Source organism: Pseudomonas aestuarii, from assembly GCF_027988105.1.
In the GTDB taxonomy this organism is placed as follows: domain Bacteria; phylum Pseudomonadota; class Gammaproteobacteria; order Pseudomonadales; family Pseudomonadaceae; genus Aquipseudomonas; species Aquipseudomonas aestuarii.
In genome coordinates this window covers 439711-456106 of the sequence record NZ_JAQJZJ010000002.1, presented here as the reverse complement: position 1 = coordinate 456106, position 16396 = coordinate 439711, and the positions used below count along the sequence as shown (strand labels likewise).

General features: G+C 61.2%; 16 protein-coding genes. All 16 read left to right on the top strand.

The window, feature by feature from the left end; all coding sequences use genetic code 11:
* Position 1: 1 nt before the first annotated feature.
* The 16 genes from fliQ to PH586_RS05935 all read left to right on the top strand — a co-directional run bounded on the left by fliQ (position 2) and on the right by PH586_RS05935 (position 16395).
* Positions 2-271 (top strand): flagellar biosynthesis protein FliQ, encoded by a 270-nt coding sequence (fliQ, locus tag PH586_RS06010; protein ID WP_238041698.1) that lies wholly within the window; start codon positions 2-4, stop codon positions 269-271.
* Positions 272-330: 59 nt separating this feature from the next.
* Positions 331-1107 (top strand): flagellar biosynthetic protein FliR, encoded by a 777-nt coding sequence (fliR, locus tag PH586_RS06005; RefSeq protein WP_271346859.1) that lies wholly within the window; start codon positions 331-333, stop codon positions 1105-1107.
* 3 nt (positions 1108-1110) lie between these two features.
* A complete protein-coding gene (gene flhB, locus PH586_RS06000) occupies positions 1111-2247 on the top strand; it encodes a flagellar biosynthesis protein FlhB (protein WP_271346858.1) in 1137 nt (378 codons plus the stop codon).
* A 304-nt stretch (positions 2248-2551) separates the two neighbouring features.
* Positions 2552-4660 carry a flagellar biosynthesis protein FlhA gene (gene flhA / locus PH586_RS05995; protein WP_271346857.1) on the top strand — a complete coding sequence of 703 codons (2109 nt, stop codon included), beginning with the start codon at positions 2552-2554 and terminating at the stop codon, positions 4658-4660.
* Positions 4661-4675: 15 nt separating this feature from the next.
* Complete coding sequence (gene flhF / locus PH586_RS05990) at positions 4676-5977, top strand: flagellar biosynthesis protein FlhF (RefSeq protein WP_271346856.1); 1302 nt, start codon at positions 4676-4678, stop codon at positions 5975-5977.
* 117 nt (positions 5978-6094) lie between these two features.
* Complete coding sequence (gene fleN / locus PH586_RS05985) at positions 6095-6925, top strand: flagellar synthesis regulator FleN (RefSeq protein WP_238041694.1); 831 nt, start codon at positions 6095-6097, stop codon at positions 6923-6925.
* Positions 6922-7668, top strand: a complete 747-nt coding sequence (gene fliA / locus PH586_RS05980; RefSeq protein ID WP_238041693.1) for an RNA polymerase sigma factor FliA — start codon at positions 6922-6924, stop codon at positions 7666-7668. Before fleN ends, fliA begins: the two co-directional genes overlap by 4 nt.
* Before the next feature lie 277 nt (positions 7669-7945).
* Positions 7946-8320: a chemotaxis response regulator CheY gene (locus tag PH586_RS05975; RefSeq protein ID WP_177345177.1), complete on the top strand. Its 375-nt coding sequence runs from the start codon at positions 7946-7948 to the stop codon at positions 8318-8320.
* Positions 8321-8339: 19 nt separating this feature from the next.
* Positions 8340-9128, top strand: coding sequence for a protein phosphatase CheZ (locus PH586_RS05970; RefSeq protein WP_271346855.1), 789 nt, complete (start codon positions 8340-8342; stop codon positions 9126-9128).
* A gap of 11 nt (positions 9129-9139) precedes the next feature.
* Positions 9140-11311 carry a chemotaxis protein CheA gene (locus tag PH586_RS05965; protein ID WP_271346854.1) on the top strand — a complete coding sequence of 724 codons (2172 nt, stop codon included), beginning with the start codon at positions 9140-9142 and terminating at the stop codon, positions 11309-11311.
* A gap of 43 nt (positions 11312-11354) precedes the next feature.
* Positions 11355-12467: a protein-glutamate methylesterase/protein-glutamine glutaminase gene (locus PH586_RS05960; RefSeq protein ID WP_271347058.1), complete on the top strand. Its 1113-nt coding sequence runs from the start codon at positions 11355-11357 to the stop codon at positions 12465-12467.
* Entirely contained in the window at positions 12467-13207 is a 741-nt protein-coding gene (locus tag PH586_RS05955) for a flagellar motor protein (RefSeq protein ID WP_238041690.1), read from the top strand. Before PH586_RS05960 ends, PH586_RS05955 begins: the two co-directional genes overlap by 1 nt.
* 2 nt (positions 13208-13209) lie before the next feature.
* The gene (motD, locus tag PH586_RS05950) at positions 13210-14082 is read left to right on the top strand and encodes a flagellar motor protein MotD (RefSeq protein WP_271346853.1); all 873 of its coding nucleotides are present in this window, start codon (positions 13210-13212) and stop codon (positions 14080-14082) included.
* Positions 14083-14133: 51 nt separating this feature from the next.
* Positions 14134-14922 carry a ParA family protein gene (locus PH586_RS05945; protein WP_271346852.1) on the top strand — a complete coding sequence of 263 codons (789 nt, stop codon included), beginning with the start codon at positions 14134-14136 and terminating at the stop codon, positions 14920-14922.
* Positions 14923-15009: 87 nt separating this feature from the next.
* Complete coding sequence (locus PH586_RS05940) at positions 15010-15813, top strand: CheW domain-containing protein (RefSeq protein WP_271346851.1); 804 nt, start codon at positions 15010-15012, stop codon at positions 15811-15813.
* 102 nt (positions 15814-15915) lie between these two features.
* Positions 15916-16395, top strand: coding sequence for a chemotaxis protein CheW (locus PH586_RS05935; protein ID WP_271346850.1), 480 nt, complete (start codon positions 15916-15918; stop codon positions 16393-16395).
* Position 16396: the final 1 nt, after the last annotated feature.

The window sequence follows — 16396 nt, the reverse complement described above, 5'->3', positions numbered from 1 at the left end:
CGTGACGCCCGAGGTAGCCGTCGACCTGTTTCGCGAGGCGCTGTGGCTGACCGCCACCATCGTCGCGATCATCGTCGTGCCCAGCCTGCTGGTTGGCTTGATGGTCGCCATGTTCCAGGCCGCCACTCAGATCAACGAACAGACCCTGAGCTTTCTGCCGCGCCTGCTGGTGATTTTGATCACCCTGATCGTTGCCGGGCCCTGGCTGGCTCAGCGGATGATCGAGTACATGCAGAACTTGATCATGAATATTCCGCTGTTGATCGGCTGAGCGCCCATGCATAAATCAACTGCGTGTCAGTTCGCCACGAGCTCTTTGCGGGTGCTGACATGCTGGAACTGAGCGATGCGCAGATCGGCGGCTGGGTGAGTTCTTTCTTGTTGCCGCTGTTTCGTATCGCGGCGCTGTTGATGGTGATGCCGATCATTGGCACGCAACTGGTGCCGATGCGCGTGCGCCTGTATCTGGCGTTGGCGATTTGCCTGGTGTTGATGCCCAGCCTGCCGCCAATGCCGCAGGTCGATGCACTGAGCCTGCCGACATTCATCCTGATCGCCCAGGAGGTGCTGATCGGGGTGATGCTGGGGTTTGTCCTGCAGCTGTTCTTCCATGCATTCGTCATCGCCGGGCAGATCGTGGCGACGCAGATGGGCCTGGGTTTTGCCTCCATGGTCGATCCGGCCAACGGCATCTCGGTGGCGGTGATCGGTCAGTTCCTGCTCATGCTGGTGACCTTGCTGTTTCTCGCCATGAACGGCCATCTGGTGGTGTTCGAGGTGTTGGCCGAGAGTTTCGTCACCCTGCCGGTTGGCGGCGGCTTTCTGGTCGAACACTACTGGGAACTGGCCAATAAGCTGGGCTGGGTCATAGGCGCGGCGCTGATCCTGGTGTTGCCGGCGATCACCGCGCTGCTGGTGGTCAACCTGGCTTTCGGCGTGATGACCCGCGCCGCGCCGCAGCTGAATATTTTCTCCATCGGTTTTCCGCTGACCCTGGTCATGGGGTTGGTGATTCTCTGGATAGGCATGGCCGATATTCTCGCGCAGTACCAGGTCTTCGCCAGCGAAGCCCTGCAGCTGTTGCGCGAAATGGCGCGAGCGAGTTAGGCCATGGCCGAATCGGAAAGCGGTGCCGATAAAAGCGAGGAACCCACGGAGAAACGCCTTCGTGAATCCCGTGAGAAAGGTCAGATCGCGCGCTCCCGCGAGCTCAATACCCTGGCGATCATGCTGGCCGGCACTGGCGGCTTACTGGCTTTTGGCGGCAGCCTGGGCAGCGCCTTGATCTCCATCATGAGCAGTAATTTTTCCCTGCCGCGCGAGGTGATCATGGATGAGCGCGCCATGGCGATCGGGCTGCTGGCCTCGGGCAAAGTTGCCGTGGACGCAATGCTGCCCTTGTTTCTGGCCTTGCTGATTGCCTCGATCGTCGGCCCGATCGCCTTGGGCGGCTGGCTGTTCTCGGCCAAGGCCATGGCGCCCAAGATCAGCCGGATGGATCCGCTGGCGGGGCTCAAGCGGATGTTCTCGGCCAAGGCGCTGGTCGAGCTGCTCAAGGCACTGGCCAAGTTCACCCTAGTGCTTACCGTGGCCCTGGCCGTGCTGGCGGCCAACGTCGACGACCTGCTGGCGATGGCTCATGAACCGCTGGAGTCGGCCATTCTGCATGCGGCTCAGGTGGTTGGCTGGAGCGCGTTGTGGATGGCCTGCGGCCTGGTGTTGATTGCGGCGGTGGATGTGCCGTTTCAGCTCTGGGACAACAAGCAGAAGATGATGATGACCAAGCAGGAAGTCCGCGACGAATACAAGGACAGTGAGGGCAAGCCCGAGGTCAAACAGCGGATCCGCCAGTTGCAGCGCGAGATGACCGAGCGGCGCATGATGCAGGCAGTGCCGCAGGCCGATGTGGTGATCACCAACCCGACCCACTTCGCCGTGGCCTTGAAATACGATCCGGCCAAAGGCAGTGCGCCGGTTTTGTTGGCCAAGGGCGGCGATTTTACCGCCTTGAAGATTCGCGAGATCGCTCAGGAGCACCAGGTCATGCTGCTGGAGTCACCGGCTTTGGCGCGTGCAGTGTTCTATTCCACCGAGCTGGACCAGGAAATCCCGGCCGGGCTGTACCTGGCAGTGGCCCAGGTGCTGGCCTACGTCTACCAGATTCGCCAGTACCAGGCTGGCAAAGGCAAGCGTCCGGCCCCCTTGCCGGATTTGCCGATCCCGACAGATTTACGTCGCGACGAGTAGACGGGTGGGTCGAGTCGCATAGGCTGATCTGTGTTGGTTGGCATAGCGGCGCATGCGCTGGGGCGGGCAGCCAAGCCCTTCGAACGCGGCATAACCCAGCATGGCGTCAGCTGATCCGGCGCCGCGATGGGTTACGCCGCGCCCAAACAGCGGCCTTAACCGACTACCGGCTCAGCGGCTAACCCATCCTACGGATAGCGTCGGCAAAGTTGGACGGCTTCTTGCAAATCCCTTGGCAAAGGCGCGATTAGCGTCAAAAGATTGAATTGGCTGGGGTAGGGATGTGGCAGTAGATCGCTCACAAATGGTCGGTAACGTGCGCAGCAACCTGTCGGGGTTGCGTCAGGGCAATCTGGGCATTCCCTTGATGTTGCTGGTCATGCTCGGGATGGTCATGCTGCCGATTCCGCCGTTCCTGCTCGACGTGTTGTTTACCTTCAGCATCGCCCTGTCGATCGTGGTGCTGCTGGTCGGCATCTATTCCTTGCGCCCGCTGGATTTTGCGGTTTTCCCGACCATCTTGTTGGCGGCGACCTTGCTCCGTCTGGCGCTGAACGTCGCCTCCACCCGCGTGGTATTGCTCAACGGCCATGACGGTCATGGCGCGGCGGGGCAGGTGATCCAGGCCTTCGGCGAGGTGGTGATCGGCGGCAACTACGTGGTCGGTATCGTGGTGTTTGCCATCCTCATGATCATCAACTTCGTGGTGGTGACCAAGGGTGCCGGGCGGATTTCCGAAGTCAGTGCGCGTTTTACCCTGGATGCCATGCCCGGCAAGCAGATGGCCATCGACGCGGACCTGAATGCCGGTCTGATCGAGCAGGCGGAAGCCAAGATACGCCGCGCCGAAGTGTCCCAGGAGGCCGACTTCTACGGCTCCATGGACGGTGCCAGCAAGTTCGTCCGTGGCGATGCCGTCGCCGGCCTGCTGATTCTGTTCATCAACCTGATCGGTGGGATCGCCATCGGCATCTTTCAGCACGGCTTGAGTTTTGCCGATGCCGGCAAGGTGTATACCCTGCTGACCATCGGCGACGGCCTGGTCGCGCAGATCCCCTCGCTGCTGCTGTCGACCGCCGCGGCGATCATGGTCACCCGCGTCTCCAGCTCGGAAGACATGGGCGCCCAGGTCAATCGGCAGATGTTCGCCTCACCACGCGCCCTGGCCGTGGCCGCGGCAATCATGATCGCCATGGGCCTGGTGCCCGGAATGCCGCATTTTTCCTTTATCAGCCTCGGCCTGGTTGCCGCTGGCGGTGCCTACTGGATCGCCAACAAGCAGCGCAAGGTCACAGAAGAGGAAGTGCATGAGGTGCAGCGCCAGCAGGAGCTGCTGCCCGCCCAGCGCGCCCAGGAGGTCAAGGAGCTCGGTTGGGACGACGTCATGCCGGTGGACATGGTCGGCCTGGAGGTTGGCTACCGGCTGATTCCGCTGGTCGACCGCAACCAGGGTGGCCAGTTGCTCGCGCGGATCAAGGGGGTGCGCAAGAAGCTGTCCCAGGAGATGGGCTTTCTCATGCCCTCGGTGCATATTCGCGACAACCTCGACCTGCAGCCCAGCGCCTACCGCTTGACCTTGATGGGCGTCAGCGTGGCCGAGGCCGAGGTCTACCCCGATCGCGAACTGGCGATCAATCCGGGTCAGGTATTCGGCACCCTCAACGGGGTTGCCGCCAAAGATCCGGCGTTCGGTCTGGAGGCGGTATGGATCGACCCGGGCCAGCGCGATCAGGCGCAATCGCTGGGCTACACCGTGGTCGATGCCAGCACCGTGGTCGCTACCCACCTCAACCAGGTCTTGCACAAGCACGCCCATGAGCTGCTTGGTCACGAGGAAGTGCAGCAGCTCATGCAGTTGCTGGCGAAAAGCTCGCCGAAGCTGGCCGAGGAGCTGGTGCCGGGGCTGGTGTCGCTGTCGACCCTGCTCAAGGTGTTGCAGGCGCTGCTGCAGGAGCAGGTGCCAGTGCGCGACATCCGCACCATCGCCGAAGCCATCGCCAACGTGGCGCCGAAGAGTCAAGATCCCGCCGCGATGGTCGCGGCAGTGCGGGTCGCCTTGGCGCGCGCCATCGTGCAAAGCATCGTGGGACTAGAGCTGGAGCTGCCTGTGATAACCCTTGAGCCAAGGTTGGAACAGATATTGCTAAACAGTCTACAGAAGGCCGGTCAAGGCTCCGAGGAGGGCATCCTCCTGGAGCCGGGCATGGCCGAGAAGCTGCAGCGTTCCCTGGTGGAAGCAGCGCAGCGCCAGGAAATGCTCGGCAAGCCAGTGATCCTGCTGGTAGCCGGACCGGTTCGGGCGATGCTCTCGCGGTTTGCACGGTTGGCAGTGCCGAGTGTGCATGTACTGGCTTACCAGGAAATCCCGGACAACAAGCAGGTCACCATCGTCGCAACGGTGGGGCAGAATTAACCGAGGTAACAGGCTATGCAGGTCAAACGCTTTTTCGCTGCCGATATGCGCCAAGCCATGAAGCTGGTTCGCGATGAGTTGGGCGCGGACGCCTCGATCATTGGTAATCGTCGAGTGGCCGGCGGTGTCGAACTGACCGCTGCACTGGACTACCAGATCCCCGCCGCCCCTGCCCGGCAACCGAACGCGGCGCTGGAAGCCGAGTTGCGCCAGACTCAAGCCCGTATCGCCTCGGCGCAGGCCGAGCTGGTCACGCGTACCCAGGCTGACGCCAGCAAGGACCGCCAGCTGCTCGCTGAAGAGTCGGTGGCGCCGCAGGGCGACCTGGACACCGCCCTGCATATGTCTACGCCAGCGCCAATGACCAGCGGCGACCAGGGTGCGCTCGAGGCCATGCGCTCCGAGTTGCACGGTTTGCGTGAGTTACTCGAAGTGCAGCTTGGTTCCATGGCCTGGGGGCAGATGCAGACGCGTCGCCCGCAGCAGGCCAATCTCTGGCGGCGCCTGCAGCGCATGGGCTTGCCCGCCGAGTTGTCGCGGGTGTTGCTCGAGCGTGTGGCGAATGTCGCCGAGCCGCGCCAGGCCTGGGGCATGCTGCTCGCTCACCTGGCCCATGCGATTCAAATACCGCAACAGGAGCCGCTGGAAGAGGGTGGGGTGATTGCCCTGGTCGGTCCGGCCGGCATGGGTAAAACCACGACCCTGGCCAAGCTGGCCGCGCGTTATGTACTCAAGTACGGCGCCCAGCATGTCGCCCTGGTCAGCCTGGACAGCTATCGGATTGGCGCCCAGGAACAACTGAAGACCCTGGGGCGGATCCTCAATGTGCCGGTGACCCTGGTCGATCCCGGTCAGTCGCTGACCCAGGCGCTGGCTCCGCTGGCACGCAAGCGTGTGGTCTTGATCGATAGCGCCGGCTTGCCGGCCAGTGATCCGGCCCTGCGCATGCAGCTGGAAACCCTGGCCAGTCGCGGCGTCAAGGCCAAAAATTACCTGGTCCTGGCGGCTACCAGCCAGAGCCAGGTGCTCAAGGCCGCCTACCACAGCTACAAGCGCTGCGGTCTTTCCGGCTGCATCCTGACCAAGCTGGATGAGGCCACCAGTCTAGGCGAGGTTTTAGGTCTGGCTATTGGCCAGCGTCTACCGGTAGCCTATCTCACCGATGGTCCACGGATTCCCGATGATTTGCAGGTGCCGCGCAGCCATCAGCTGGTGAGCCGTGCAGTGGGGCTGCAAAGCGCCGAGGACCCTAGTGAAGATACAATGGCCGAGATGTTCGCCGGGCTTTATCAGCACCCGGCGCGGCGCGCCGGTTAACGGCCATTGCGGCAATGATTAAGCGATATGCGGCAACGCGTGGTACCCGGCAGTGGCTTGGCGGAGTACAGGCAGCCACATGGTTCCAGTCGAAGTCAGACAAGGTGTGTAGATAACATGGGTATGCATCCCGTACAGGTGATTGCGGTGACCGGCGGCAAGGGTGGCGTCGGCAAGACCAATGTGTCGGTGAATCTGGCGATGGCCCTGGCTGACCTCGGTCGGCGGGTGATGGTGATGGACGCCGACTTGGGGCTGGCCAATATCGACGTGCTGCTTGGCCTCACGGCCAAGCGTACGCTGGCCGATGTCATCAGTGGCGAGTGCGAGCTGCGTGACGTGGTGCTGCAAGGCCCCGGCGGCATTCGTATCGTGCCCGCAGCCTCCGGTACGCAAAGCATGGTGCAGCTCTCGCCCATGCAGCATGCCGGGCTGATTCAAGCCTTCAGCGATATCAGCGAAAACCTCGATGTGTTGATTGTCGATACTGCCGCCGGGATTGGCGACTCGGTGGTCAGCTTCGTGCGCGCCGCCCAGGAAGTGCTGGTGGTGGTGTGTGACGAGCCAACCTCGATCACTGACGCCTACGCCCTGATCAAGCTGCTCAATCGCGATCACGGCATGAGCCGGTTCCGCGTGCTGGCAAATATGGCGCACAGCCCACAGGAAGGCCGCAACCTGTTTGCTAAGCTGACCAAGGTTACCGACCGCTTCCTCGACGTCGCGCTGCAGTATGTCGGCGCGGTGCCTTACGATGAATCGGTACGCAAGGCCGTGCAGAAACAGCGTGCGGTCTACGAAGCTTTCCCGCGTTCGAAGTGTTCCCTGGCGTTCAAAGCGATTGCCCAGAAAGTCGATGCCTGGCCGCTACCGGCCAATCCGCGCGGCCATCTGGAGTTTTTCGTTGAACGCCTGGTGCAGCAACCGACCGCGGATACGGCCATATGACAGCAGCTTCTGGACTCCGTATGTACAGCAAGGCTCAGACGCAGGACGCCCAGCACCAGTTGATCGAGCGCCACGCGCCTCTGGTCAAACGGATTGCCTATCACTTGTTGGCCCGCTTGCCGGCCAACGTGCAGGTGGATGACTTGATCCAGGCCGGCATGATCGGCCTGCTCGAAGCCTCGAAGAAATACGACTCCAGTAAAGGTGCCAGTTTCGAAACGTTCGCCGGCATTCGCATTCGCGGCTCGATGCTCGATGAGGTACGCAAAGGCGATTGGGCACCGCGTTCGGTGCATCGCAACAGCCGCATGGTCAGCGACGCAATTCGGGTAATTGAGGCGAGAACCGGTCGCGACGCTAAAGATCAGGAGGTTGCGGCCGAACTCCAATTGAGTCTCGAAGATTACTACGGCATCCTTGGCGACACTTTGGGCAGCCGCCTGTTCAGCTTCGACGATTTGTTGCAGGACGGCGAGCATGGCGGGCTGCACGAAGACGCCAGCTCCACTCACCCAGAGCCCTCGCGGGAGCTCGAGGACGAGCGCTTCCAGGCAGCGTTGGCCGATGCCATCAGCCACTTGCCCGAGCGAGAGCGGTTGGTGCTGTCGCTGTATTACGACGAACAGCTGAATCTCAAGGAAATTGGTGAGGTTCTGGGGGTTAGCGAATCGCGCGTCAGTCAGTTGCATAGTCAGTGCGCCGCACGCTTGCGCGCACGACTGGAGGAATGGCGAGCGAGCTGAGCAGTTAAATCAGCAGACCGTTGCAAAGCCGGCGAAGTAGTTTTGCAGCGGCCTGTCAGAGGATGTTTACAAAAGTAGCGAGCGATGGCCAGGCAAGGCGAAGTCAGCCAAAAAGCGGAGTGTACGAGTAGTACAAGAGCATTTTGAGGCTGCTTCCAACCCAGCATGGCCGAGCGCAGTAATTTGTAAACACCCTCTCAGGCCGGTTTCACGATATAAGGCGTGCCCAGGTGCTGGGTTCGTTTGGGACTGTACGGAGGTCGACTTGGACAAAAACATGAAAATCCTCATCGTTGATGACTTTTCAACGATGCGCCGGATCATCAAGAACCTCCTGCGTGACTTGGGGTTCACCAATACCGCGGAAGCCGATGACGGCACCACTGCACTGCCGATGCTGCAAAGCGGCAGTTTCGATTTTCTGGTGACTGACTGGAATATGCCAGGCATGACTGGAATCGACTTGTTGCGTGCAGTGCGCGCAGACGAGCGCCTGAAGCAGCTGCCGGTGTTGATGGTGACCGCCGAAGCGAAACGCGATCAGATCATCGAGGCCGCACAAGCCGGGGTGAATGGCTATGTGGTCAAACCGTTCACAGCCCAAGTGCTGAAAGAAAAGATTGAAAAAATCTTCGAGCGGGTCAACGGCTGATGTCTGCCGCGAGGGCACTATGGGACACGATGATTCCACTCCGGGTGACTTCGAGTCGACCCTGAAAACTCACGCGCGCCAATTGGTGGATAGCCTGGAACACGGCGATTTTGGCGAAGCGGTGCAACTGATCAACGATATCAACAAGGTTCGCGACCGTGGTCTGTATCACGAAGTCGGCAAGCTGACGCGCGAGCTGCATAACGCCATCGTCAATTTTCAGCTTGATCCACGGGTGCCGCATGCCACCGAAGTGTCGCAAATCACCGACGCCACCGAGCGCCTGAACTATGTGGTGACGATGACCGAGAAAGCGGCCAATCGCACCATGGATCTGGTTGAGCAGAGTTCACCCCTGGTTAACGCAATCGGCGCCGAGGCCCAGAGCCTGAGTGCCGATTGGGGCCGCTTCATGCGCAGGGAAATGGGCGCCGATGGCTTCCGTGACCTGGCCAAGCGAATTGAACTGTTTCTCGCCAGCAGCGAGCGTGACAGCGTCCAGGTCTCGGCCCAGCTCAACGATATTCTGCTCGCGCAGGATTATCAGGATCTGACTGGCCAGGTGATCAAGCGGGTGACGCAACTGGTCACCGAAGTGGAAAGCAACCTGCTCAAACTGGTGCTGATGGCCAGTCAGGTCGACCGTTTTGCCGGTATCGAGCATGACCACGCCGTGCTGCGTGCTGAACAAGAAAAAGAAAAAGAGCCTTCCCACGGTGAAGGTCCGCAGATTCATGCCGATAAGCGTGAAGACGTCGCGTCCAATCAGGATGATGTCGACGATCTGCTTTCCAGCCTGGGATTTTAGGAGCACGTCTTATGAGCTTCGGCGCCGATGAAGAAATCCTCCAGGACTTCCTGGTAGAGGCCGGCGAGATTCTTGAACTACTGTCCGAGCAGTTGGTGGAGCTTGAAAGCCGCCCGGACGACATGAATCTGCTCAACGCCATTTTTCGCGGTTTCCATACCGTCAAAGGTGGTGCCGGTTTTCTCCAGCTCAATGAGCTGGTGGAATGCTGCCATATTGCAGAAAACGTCTTCGACATCCTGCGCAAGGGTGAGCGGCGCGTCGACTCCGAGTTGATGGATGTGGTGCTGGAAGCACTCGATGCGGTCAATGGCATGTTCACTGAAGTACGTGAGCGCGTTACACCGACACCGGCCACGCGGGAATTGCTGGCCGCCCTGGCGCGTCTGGCCGAGCCGGCGACTGCCATAGCGGTCGAACAGCCGGTAGCCGAGGCCGCTTCTGGCGATATCACCGACACTGAATTCGAACAGTTGCTCGATGCCCTGACCGAATCACCCGACCAGGTGGCGAGCAGTAGCGTCGGCAGTGACGAAATCAGCGATGACGAATTTGAGTCGTTGCTCGATGAGTTGCATGGCAAGGGCCAGTTCGCTGCCTCTGCCGTAGCCGCGTCACCTGCGCCGGTCGCAGCGGCCGTTGCGCCAGCGGCAAGCGACGAGATCAGCGACGATGAATTCGAGGCGCTGCTCGATCAGTTACATGGCAAGGGCCAGTTCGCTGCCCCTGCCGTGGCAGCGGCACCTGCGCCGGTCGCCGCGGCCGTTGCGCCAGCGCCAAGCGACGAGATCAGCGACGACGAATTTGAGGCGCTGCTCGATCAGTTGCACGGCAAGGGCAAATTTGTCGAGCCGGCCGCGATCGCCAGCCCGCCCGCAGCGCCCGCTGCGGCTGCCGTTGTGGGCAAACCCGCAGCTGCCGCTCAGTCCGTGGCCAAGCCCGCGGCCAAGGTGGCTCCGCTGAAAGCGCCGGCACCGGCCGCCGCAGTCGCCGAAAAGGCGCCAGCACCCAGCGAAGCGGAAACCACCGTGCGCGTAGATACCGCGCGCCTGGACGAGATCATGAACATGGTCGGCGAACTGGTACTGGTGCGTAACCGTCTGGTGCGCCTGGGCTCCAACAGCGCCGACGAGGCCATGGCCAAAGCCGTCTCCAATCTCGATGTGGTCACCGCGGATCTGCAGACGGCGGTGATGAAGACGCGCATGCAGCCGATCAAGAAGGTCTTCGGTCGCTTCCCGCGGCTGGTTCGTGATCTGGCGCGCAGCCTGAAGAAAGAGATCAATCTTGAGCTGGTCGGTGAAGAAACCGACCTGGACAAGAATCTGGTCGAGGCGCTCGCCGATCCCCTGGTGCACTTGGTGCGCAACGCCGTCGACCATGGCATCGAAACCCCGGAAGAACGCGAGGCCGCGGGCAAGTCGCGTGGCGGCAAGGTGGTGCTGTCGGCCGAGCAGGAAGGCGATCACATCCTGCTGTCGATCTCCGATGATGGCAAAGGCATGGACGCCGATCAGTTGCGTGCCAAGGCCGTGGAGAAGGGTCTGCTGGACAAGGACGCGGCCGACCGGCTCAACGAGTTCGAATGCTACAACCTGATCTTCGCCCCTGGCTTCTCGACCAAGACCGAGATATCCGATGTGTCCGGCCGCGGGGTGGGCATGGACGTGGTGAAGACCAAGATTTCTCAGCTCAACGGCACGGTCAACGTGTTTTCGGTCAAGGGCCAGGGTTCGAAGATCGTCATCAAGGTGCCGCTGACACTGGCAATCATGCCGACCCTGATGGTGATGCTCGGCAACCAGGCCTTCGCTTTCCCGCTGGTCAACGTCAACGAGATTTTTCACCTCGACCTGTCGCGCACCAACGTGGTCGATGGCCAGGAAGTGGTGATAGTGCGCGACAAGGCGCTGCCGCTGTTTTACCTCAAGCGCTGGTTGGTACGTAGCGCTGCCCATGATGAGCCGGGCGAGGGCCATGTGGTGATTCTCACCGTCGGTAGCCAGCGTATCGGTTTCGTCGTCGATCAGCTGGTTGGTCAGGAGGAAGTGGTGATCAAGCCGTTGGGCAAGATGCTCCAGGGCACTCCGGGTATGTCTGGCGCTACCATCACCGGCGATGGACGTATCGCCTTGATTCTCGATGTGCCGAGCATGCTCAAGCGCTACGCGCGGCGCATCTGATCGTTCGCGGCGCCGACTCGCTCGGCGCCGTTTAGGAGTGTTTATAGTGGTTAAGGTGTTGGTGGTGGACGATTCCGGCTTTTTTCGCCGGCGCGTTTCTGAAATTCTCTCTGCCGATCCGAATATCCAGGTGGTCGGTACGGCGACCAATGGTCGCGAGGCCATCGATCAAGCGCTGGCGCTCAAACCCGACGTGATCACCATGGATTACGAGATGCCGATGATGGATGGCATCACTGCGGTACGTAACATCATGCAGCGCTGCCCGACTCCAGTATTGATGTTTTCCTCGCTGACCCACGAAGGCGCTCGCGTCACGCTTGATGCGCTGGATGCCGGGGCGGTGGATTTCCTGCCGAAGAACTTCGAAGACATTTCGCGTAACCCGGAAAAGGTCAAGCAACTGCTCTGCGAGAAGGTGCACAGCATTGCCCGCAGCAATCGCCGCGGTCTGGTCGCCGCGCCTGCAGCGAGCGTCAGCACCTTGGGAAAGCCGGCGGCGCGCAGTAGCCTCGGTCGTCCAGGTGCCAGCACCCCGGCGCCTGTGCCTGCCTCCACGTCGGTTACTGCGCGCGCGAGTGCGCCAAAACGCAAGTCCTACAGGCTGGTGGCCATCGGCACCTCGACCGGGGGGCCCGTGGCTCTGCAGCGTGTGCTGACCCAGTTGCCGGCCAACTTCCCGGCGCCGCTGGTGCTGATCCAGCACATGCCCGCGGCTTTTACCAAGGCATTTGCCGAACGTCTGGACAAGCTGTGCCGGATCAACGTCAAGGAAGCCGAGGATGGCGATTTGTTGCGTCCGGGCCTGGCGCTGCTGGCTCCGGGCGGCAAGCAGATGATGATCGACGGGCGCGGTGCCATCAGGATCTTGCCGGGCGATGAGCGCCTGAACTACAAGCCCTGTGTCGATATTACTTTCGGCTCGGCGGCCAAGGCCTTTCACGACAAGGTGCTGGCGGTGGTCTTGACCGGCATGGGCGCCGATGGGCGCGAGGGCGCGCGCCTGCTCAAGCAGGAAGGCAGCCACGTGTGGGCGCAGGATGAGGCCAGCTGCGTGATCTACGGCATGCCGATGGCGGTGGTCAAAGCCAATCTGGTGGACGCCATCTACAGCCTCGACGACATCGGTAGGCACTTGGCAGAGGCTTGTGTGTAATGGATGTGCTGAGCCTGATAGGAGTCATCCTGGCGTTTGTCGCCATTCTGGGTGGTAACTATCTGGAAGGTGGTCATGTCATGGCGCTGCTCAATGGCCCGGCGGCGTTGATCGTAATCGGCGGTACCCTGGGCGCGGCATTCCTGCAGGCCCCGGTCAGCGTATTCAAGCGTGCCCTGGTGATTCTGCGCTGGATATTCTTCCCGCCGCACATCGATCTGGTCGGCGGCATCGAGCATGTCGTCGGCTGGAGTATGGTCGCGCGCAAGGAAGGCCTGCTCGGTCTTGAGGCTATGGCCGATACCGAGACCGATCCTTATGCGCGCAAGGGCTTGCAGCTGCTGGTCGATGGCGCCGAGCCGGAAGCCATCCGCAGCATTCTTGAGGTCGATCTGTACACCCAGGAAGGCCGCGATATCCAGGCCGCCAAGGTCTTCGAAAGCATGGGCGGCTACGCACCGACCATCGGCATCATTGGTGCGGTGATGGGCTTGATCCATGTGATGGGCAACTTGGCCGATCCGAGCAAGCTCGGCAGCGGGATTGCCGTGGCATTCGTCGCCACCATCTACGGGGTCGGCTTCGCCAACCTGCTGCTGCTGCCCATTGGCAACAAGCTCAAGGCCGTCGCCCAGCGTCAGTCGCGTTACCGTGAGATGTTGCTGGAAGGCATTCTGTCGATCGCCGAAGGTGAAAACCCGCGCTCCATCGAGTTGAAGCTGCAAGGCTTCATGGAGTAAGCATGGCTCGTCGCAGGCACCATGAAGAGCATGAAAACCATGAGCGTTGGCTGGTCTCCTACGCCGACTTCATTACCCTGCTGTTTGCCTTTTTTGTGGTGATGTATTCGATGTCCTCGGTCAATGAGGGCAAGTACAAGATTCTCTCGGACAGCCTGACCGGGGTGTTCAACCAGCCCGACCGTGCGATCAAGCCGATCCCGGTGGGCGATGAGCGGCCGCGAACCACCGAGCCGGACCGCGCGCTGGTCGATGAGGACGAGCAAGCCGGTCAGTCTGCTGACTCTTTGCAGAGCATTGCCGACAGCATGCGTCTGGCGTTTGCCGGGTTGATCGACTCCAAGCAGTTGAAGGTGAGCGGCAACGAGTTGTGGATCGAGATCGAGCTCAGTTCGAGTCTATTGTTCCCCAGTGGCGATGCCCTGCCTAACAATGCAGCCTTCGACCTTATCGAGAAGATTGCCAAGATTCTGGCACCTTATGAGAATCCGGTGCATGTCGAGGGCTTTACCGACAACCTGCCGATCAAGACCGCGCAGTATCCAACCAACTGGGAGTTGTCTGCCGCTCGAGCGGCCAGCATCGTGCGCATGCTTGCGATAGATGGGGTCAACCCGGGGCGGCTGGCCTCGGTGGGCTATGGTGAGTTTCAACCGGTGGCGGATAACGCGACGGCCGATGGCCGGGCACGCAACCGCCGGGTGGTGTTGGTCGTATCGCGCAACCTCGATGTGCGCCGCAGCGTGAGTGGTGTCGGCAGCGCCAATGCACGGCCCGATAGCGCCCTGCAGCGGGCTGGCACACAACCTGCAGCACCAGCTGCAATGCAGGCCCCGTCAGCGGGTGCCGTCAATTCCCCGTCGCTTGCCCCCTAGGGCTGCGCCTGTTCTCGGTAGGATCTGGATCATGCCGGGAGGACAAACACAATGAGAGTCTGGGCAGTAGCCAATCAAAAGGGTGGTGTCGGCAAGACCACCACCGCCATCGCCTTGGCCGGCCTGCTGGCCGATGCCGGTAAGCGTGTGGTGGTGGTCGATCTCGATCCCCACGGGTCGATGACCAGTTATTTCGGTCACGATCCGGATGCACTTGAGCACAGCTGCTTCGATCTGTTCCTGCATCAGGGTGTGGTGCCCCAGGGGCTGCCGGAGCAACTGCTTTTGTCCACCAGCCATGAACGCATAGCCCTGTTGCCATCGAGTACCGCATTGGCCACGCTCGAGCGTCAATCGCCTGGGCAGAACGGCTTGGGCCTGGTCATCGCCAAAAGCCTGGCGCAGTTATGGCAGGGCTACGACCATGCGGTGATCGACAGTCCGCCGCTGCTGGGCGTGCTCATGGTCAATGCGCTGGCGGCCAGCCAGCATCTGGTGATTCCGGTGCAGACCGAGTTTCTCGCGGTCAAGGGCCTGGAACGCATGGTCAGCACCCTGGCGATGATCAACCGGTCGCGCAAGCAGGCATTGCCCTACAGCATAGTGCCGACCCTGTTCGACCGGCGGACCCAGGCCTCGATGAGCACCTTGCGCATGCTGCGCGACAGCTATCCCGAACACCTGTGGCCGGCTTATATTCCGATCGACACGCGCCTGCGCGATGCCAGTCGCGCAGGGCGCACGCCCTCGCAGTTCGACCCCAATAGCCGCGGTGTACTGGCCTATCGGGCGCTGCTCAAGCACCTGTTGACGCAGCAGTTGGCCGCGCAGGTGGCTTGAAATGACGGTTTATGTTGAGCCGATTAGCTCAAGTATGCCGCCACTGCGGCCGATAGGTTGTTCAGATAATTTTTGCGGATTCCAGCTATGAGCCGTCCCGTCGCCACCGCCTCGCGTCCCCAGTTGGCCTTGCAGTCCTATCTGGACAGCTTGTTGCAGGAGGCTGCTGTCGAATTGGCCGAGAGCAGTAGCATCGACGAGTTCGCGGCCGCGGTGCTGGAGGAGCAGGTGCGCGATGCCGGCCTGCCCTCAGCAGTACCCGTGCAGGCGCTGGCTGAGCCGCCGCCGGTTGTCATGCCGGTGATCGAACCGATGCCTGCTGTGGTCGCTCAGCCGCTGTCGGTTGAGCCGGTGATCGACGTTCACCTGCCCGCCGCAGCCCTGAATCTGCTGCCCGGCTTGCAGCCGGGAGAGCGGCCGGAGTGGGCGCAGGAGCCATTCGAATGCCTGTTGTTCGACGTCGCCGGCCTGACCCTGGCCGTGCCGCTGGTGTGCCTGGGTTCGATCTTTCCGCTGGCAGGGCAGGAATTGACGCCATTATTTGGCCAGCCGGACTGGTTTCTCGGCATACTGCCGTGCCCGGCCGGTAACCTGAAAGTTCTGGATACCGCGCGCTGGGTCATGCCTGATCGTTATCGCGATGATTTTCGCCAGGGTCTGCAGTATGTGATTTCAGTCGAAGGCTATGAATGGGGGCTGGCCGTGCATCAGGTCAGCCGTTCGATTCGCCTGGATCCCAATGAGATCAAGTGGCGTAGTCAGCGCACGTTGCGACCCTGGCTGGCCGGCACCGTGATCGAGCACATGTGCGCCTTGCTGGATGTAGCGGCCCTGGCCGAACTGATTGCCAGTGGCGCGACCAAGCGCATGGCCAATGGCCGAGCTCACTGATTGAGAAATGCCAGGCTCGCCCTTGTGGCGAGCCTGAAGGATGATGACAGGCGGTTTGAACCGCGCACGCCGCACAGTGCGGCTTACGACGAGGCTAGGGATATGAAGAAGAATTCTGCACAGGGCGCTGAAGATCCCATCCTGCAATGGGTGACCTTCCACCTGGACAATGAAACCTATGGCATCAATGTGATGCAGGTTCAGGAAGTGCTGCGCTACACCGAGATCGCTCCCGTTCCCGGCGCCCCGAGCTACGTGCTGGGCATCATCAATCTGCGTGGCAATGTGGTGACGGTGATCGACACCCGCCAGCGTTTCGGTCTGGACTCGGCACCGGTCACCGACAATACCCGCGTCGTGATCATCGAGGCGGACAAGCAAGTGGTCGGCATCTTGGTCGACAGCGTGGCCGAGGTGGTCTACCTGCGCCAGTCCGAGGTGGAAACCGCGCCAAATGTCGGTAACGACGAGTCGGCCAAGTTCATTCAGGGTGTGTGCAACAAGAATGGCGAGTTGCTGATTCTGGTCGAGCTGGACAAGATGATGAGCGAAGAAGAGTGGTCCGAGCTGGAGAGTATCTAAC

Excerpts from the sequence above, each read along its gene's own strand:
- fliR (WP_271346859.1), top strand. The coding sequence starts at position 331 with ATGCTGGAACTGAGCGATGCGCAGATCGGCGGCTGGGTGAGTTCTTTC.
- flhB (WP_271346858.1), top strand. The coding sequence starts at position 1,111 with ATGGCCGAATCGGAAAGCGGTGCCGATAAAAGCGAGGAACCCACGGAG.
- flhA (WP_271346857.1), top strand. The coding sequence starts at position 2,552 with ATGGTCGGTAACGTGCGCAGCAACCTGTCGGGGTTGCGTCAGGGCAAT.
- flhF (WP_271346856.1), top strand. The coding sequence starts at position 4,676 with ATGCAGGTCAAACGCTTTTTCGCTGCCGATATGCGCCAAGCCATGAAG.
- fleN (WP_238041694.1), top strand. The coding sequence starts at position 6,095 with ATGGGTATGCATCCCGTACAGGTGATTGCGGTGACCGGCGGCAAGGGT.
- fliA (WP_238041693.1), top strand. The coding sequence starts at position 6,922 with ATGACAGCAGCTTCTGGACTCCGTATGTACAGCAAGGCTCAGACGCAG.
- PH586_RS05975 (WP_177345177.1), top strand. The coding sequence starts at position 7,946 with ATGAAAATCCTCATCGTTGATGACTTTTCAACGATGCGCCGGATCATC.
- PH586_RS05970 (WP_271346855.1), top strand. The coding sequence starts at position 8,340 with ATGGGACACGATGATTCCACTCCGGGTGACTTCGAGTCGACCCTGAAA.
- PH586_RS05965 (WP_271346854.1), top strand. The coding sequence starts at position 9,140 with ATGAGCTTCGGCGCCGATGAAGAAATCCTCCAGGACTTCCTGGTAGAG.
- PH586_RS05955 (WP_238041690.1), top strand. The coding sequence starts at position 12,467 with ATGGATGTGCTGAGCCTGATAGGAGTCATCCTGGCGTTTGTCGCCATT.
- motD (WP_271346853.1), top strand. The coding sequence starts at position 13,210 with ATGGCTCGTCGCAGGCACCATGAAGAGCATGAAAACCATGAGCGTTGG.
- PH586_RS05945 (WP_271346852.1), top strand. The coding sequence starts at position 14,134 with ATGAGAGTCTGGGCAGTAGCCAATCAAAAGGGTGGTGTCGGCAAGACC.
- PH586_RS05940 (WP_271346851.1), top strand. The coding sequence starts at position 15,010 with ATGAGCCGTCCCGTCGCCACCGCCTCGCGTCCCCAGTTGGCCTTGCAG.
- PH586_RS05935 (WP_271346850.1), top strand. The coding sequence starts at position 15,916 with ATGAAGAAGAATTCTGCACAGGGCGCTGAAGATCCCATCCTGCAATGG.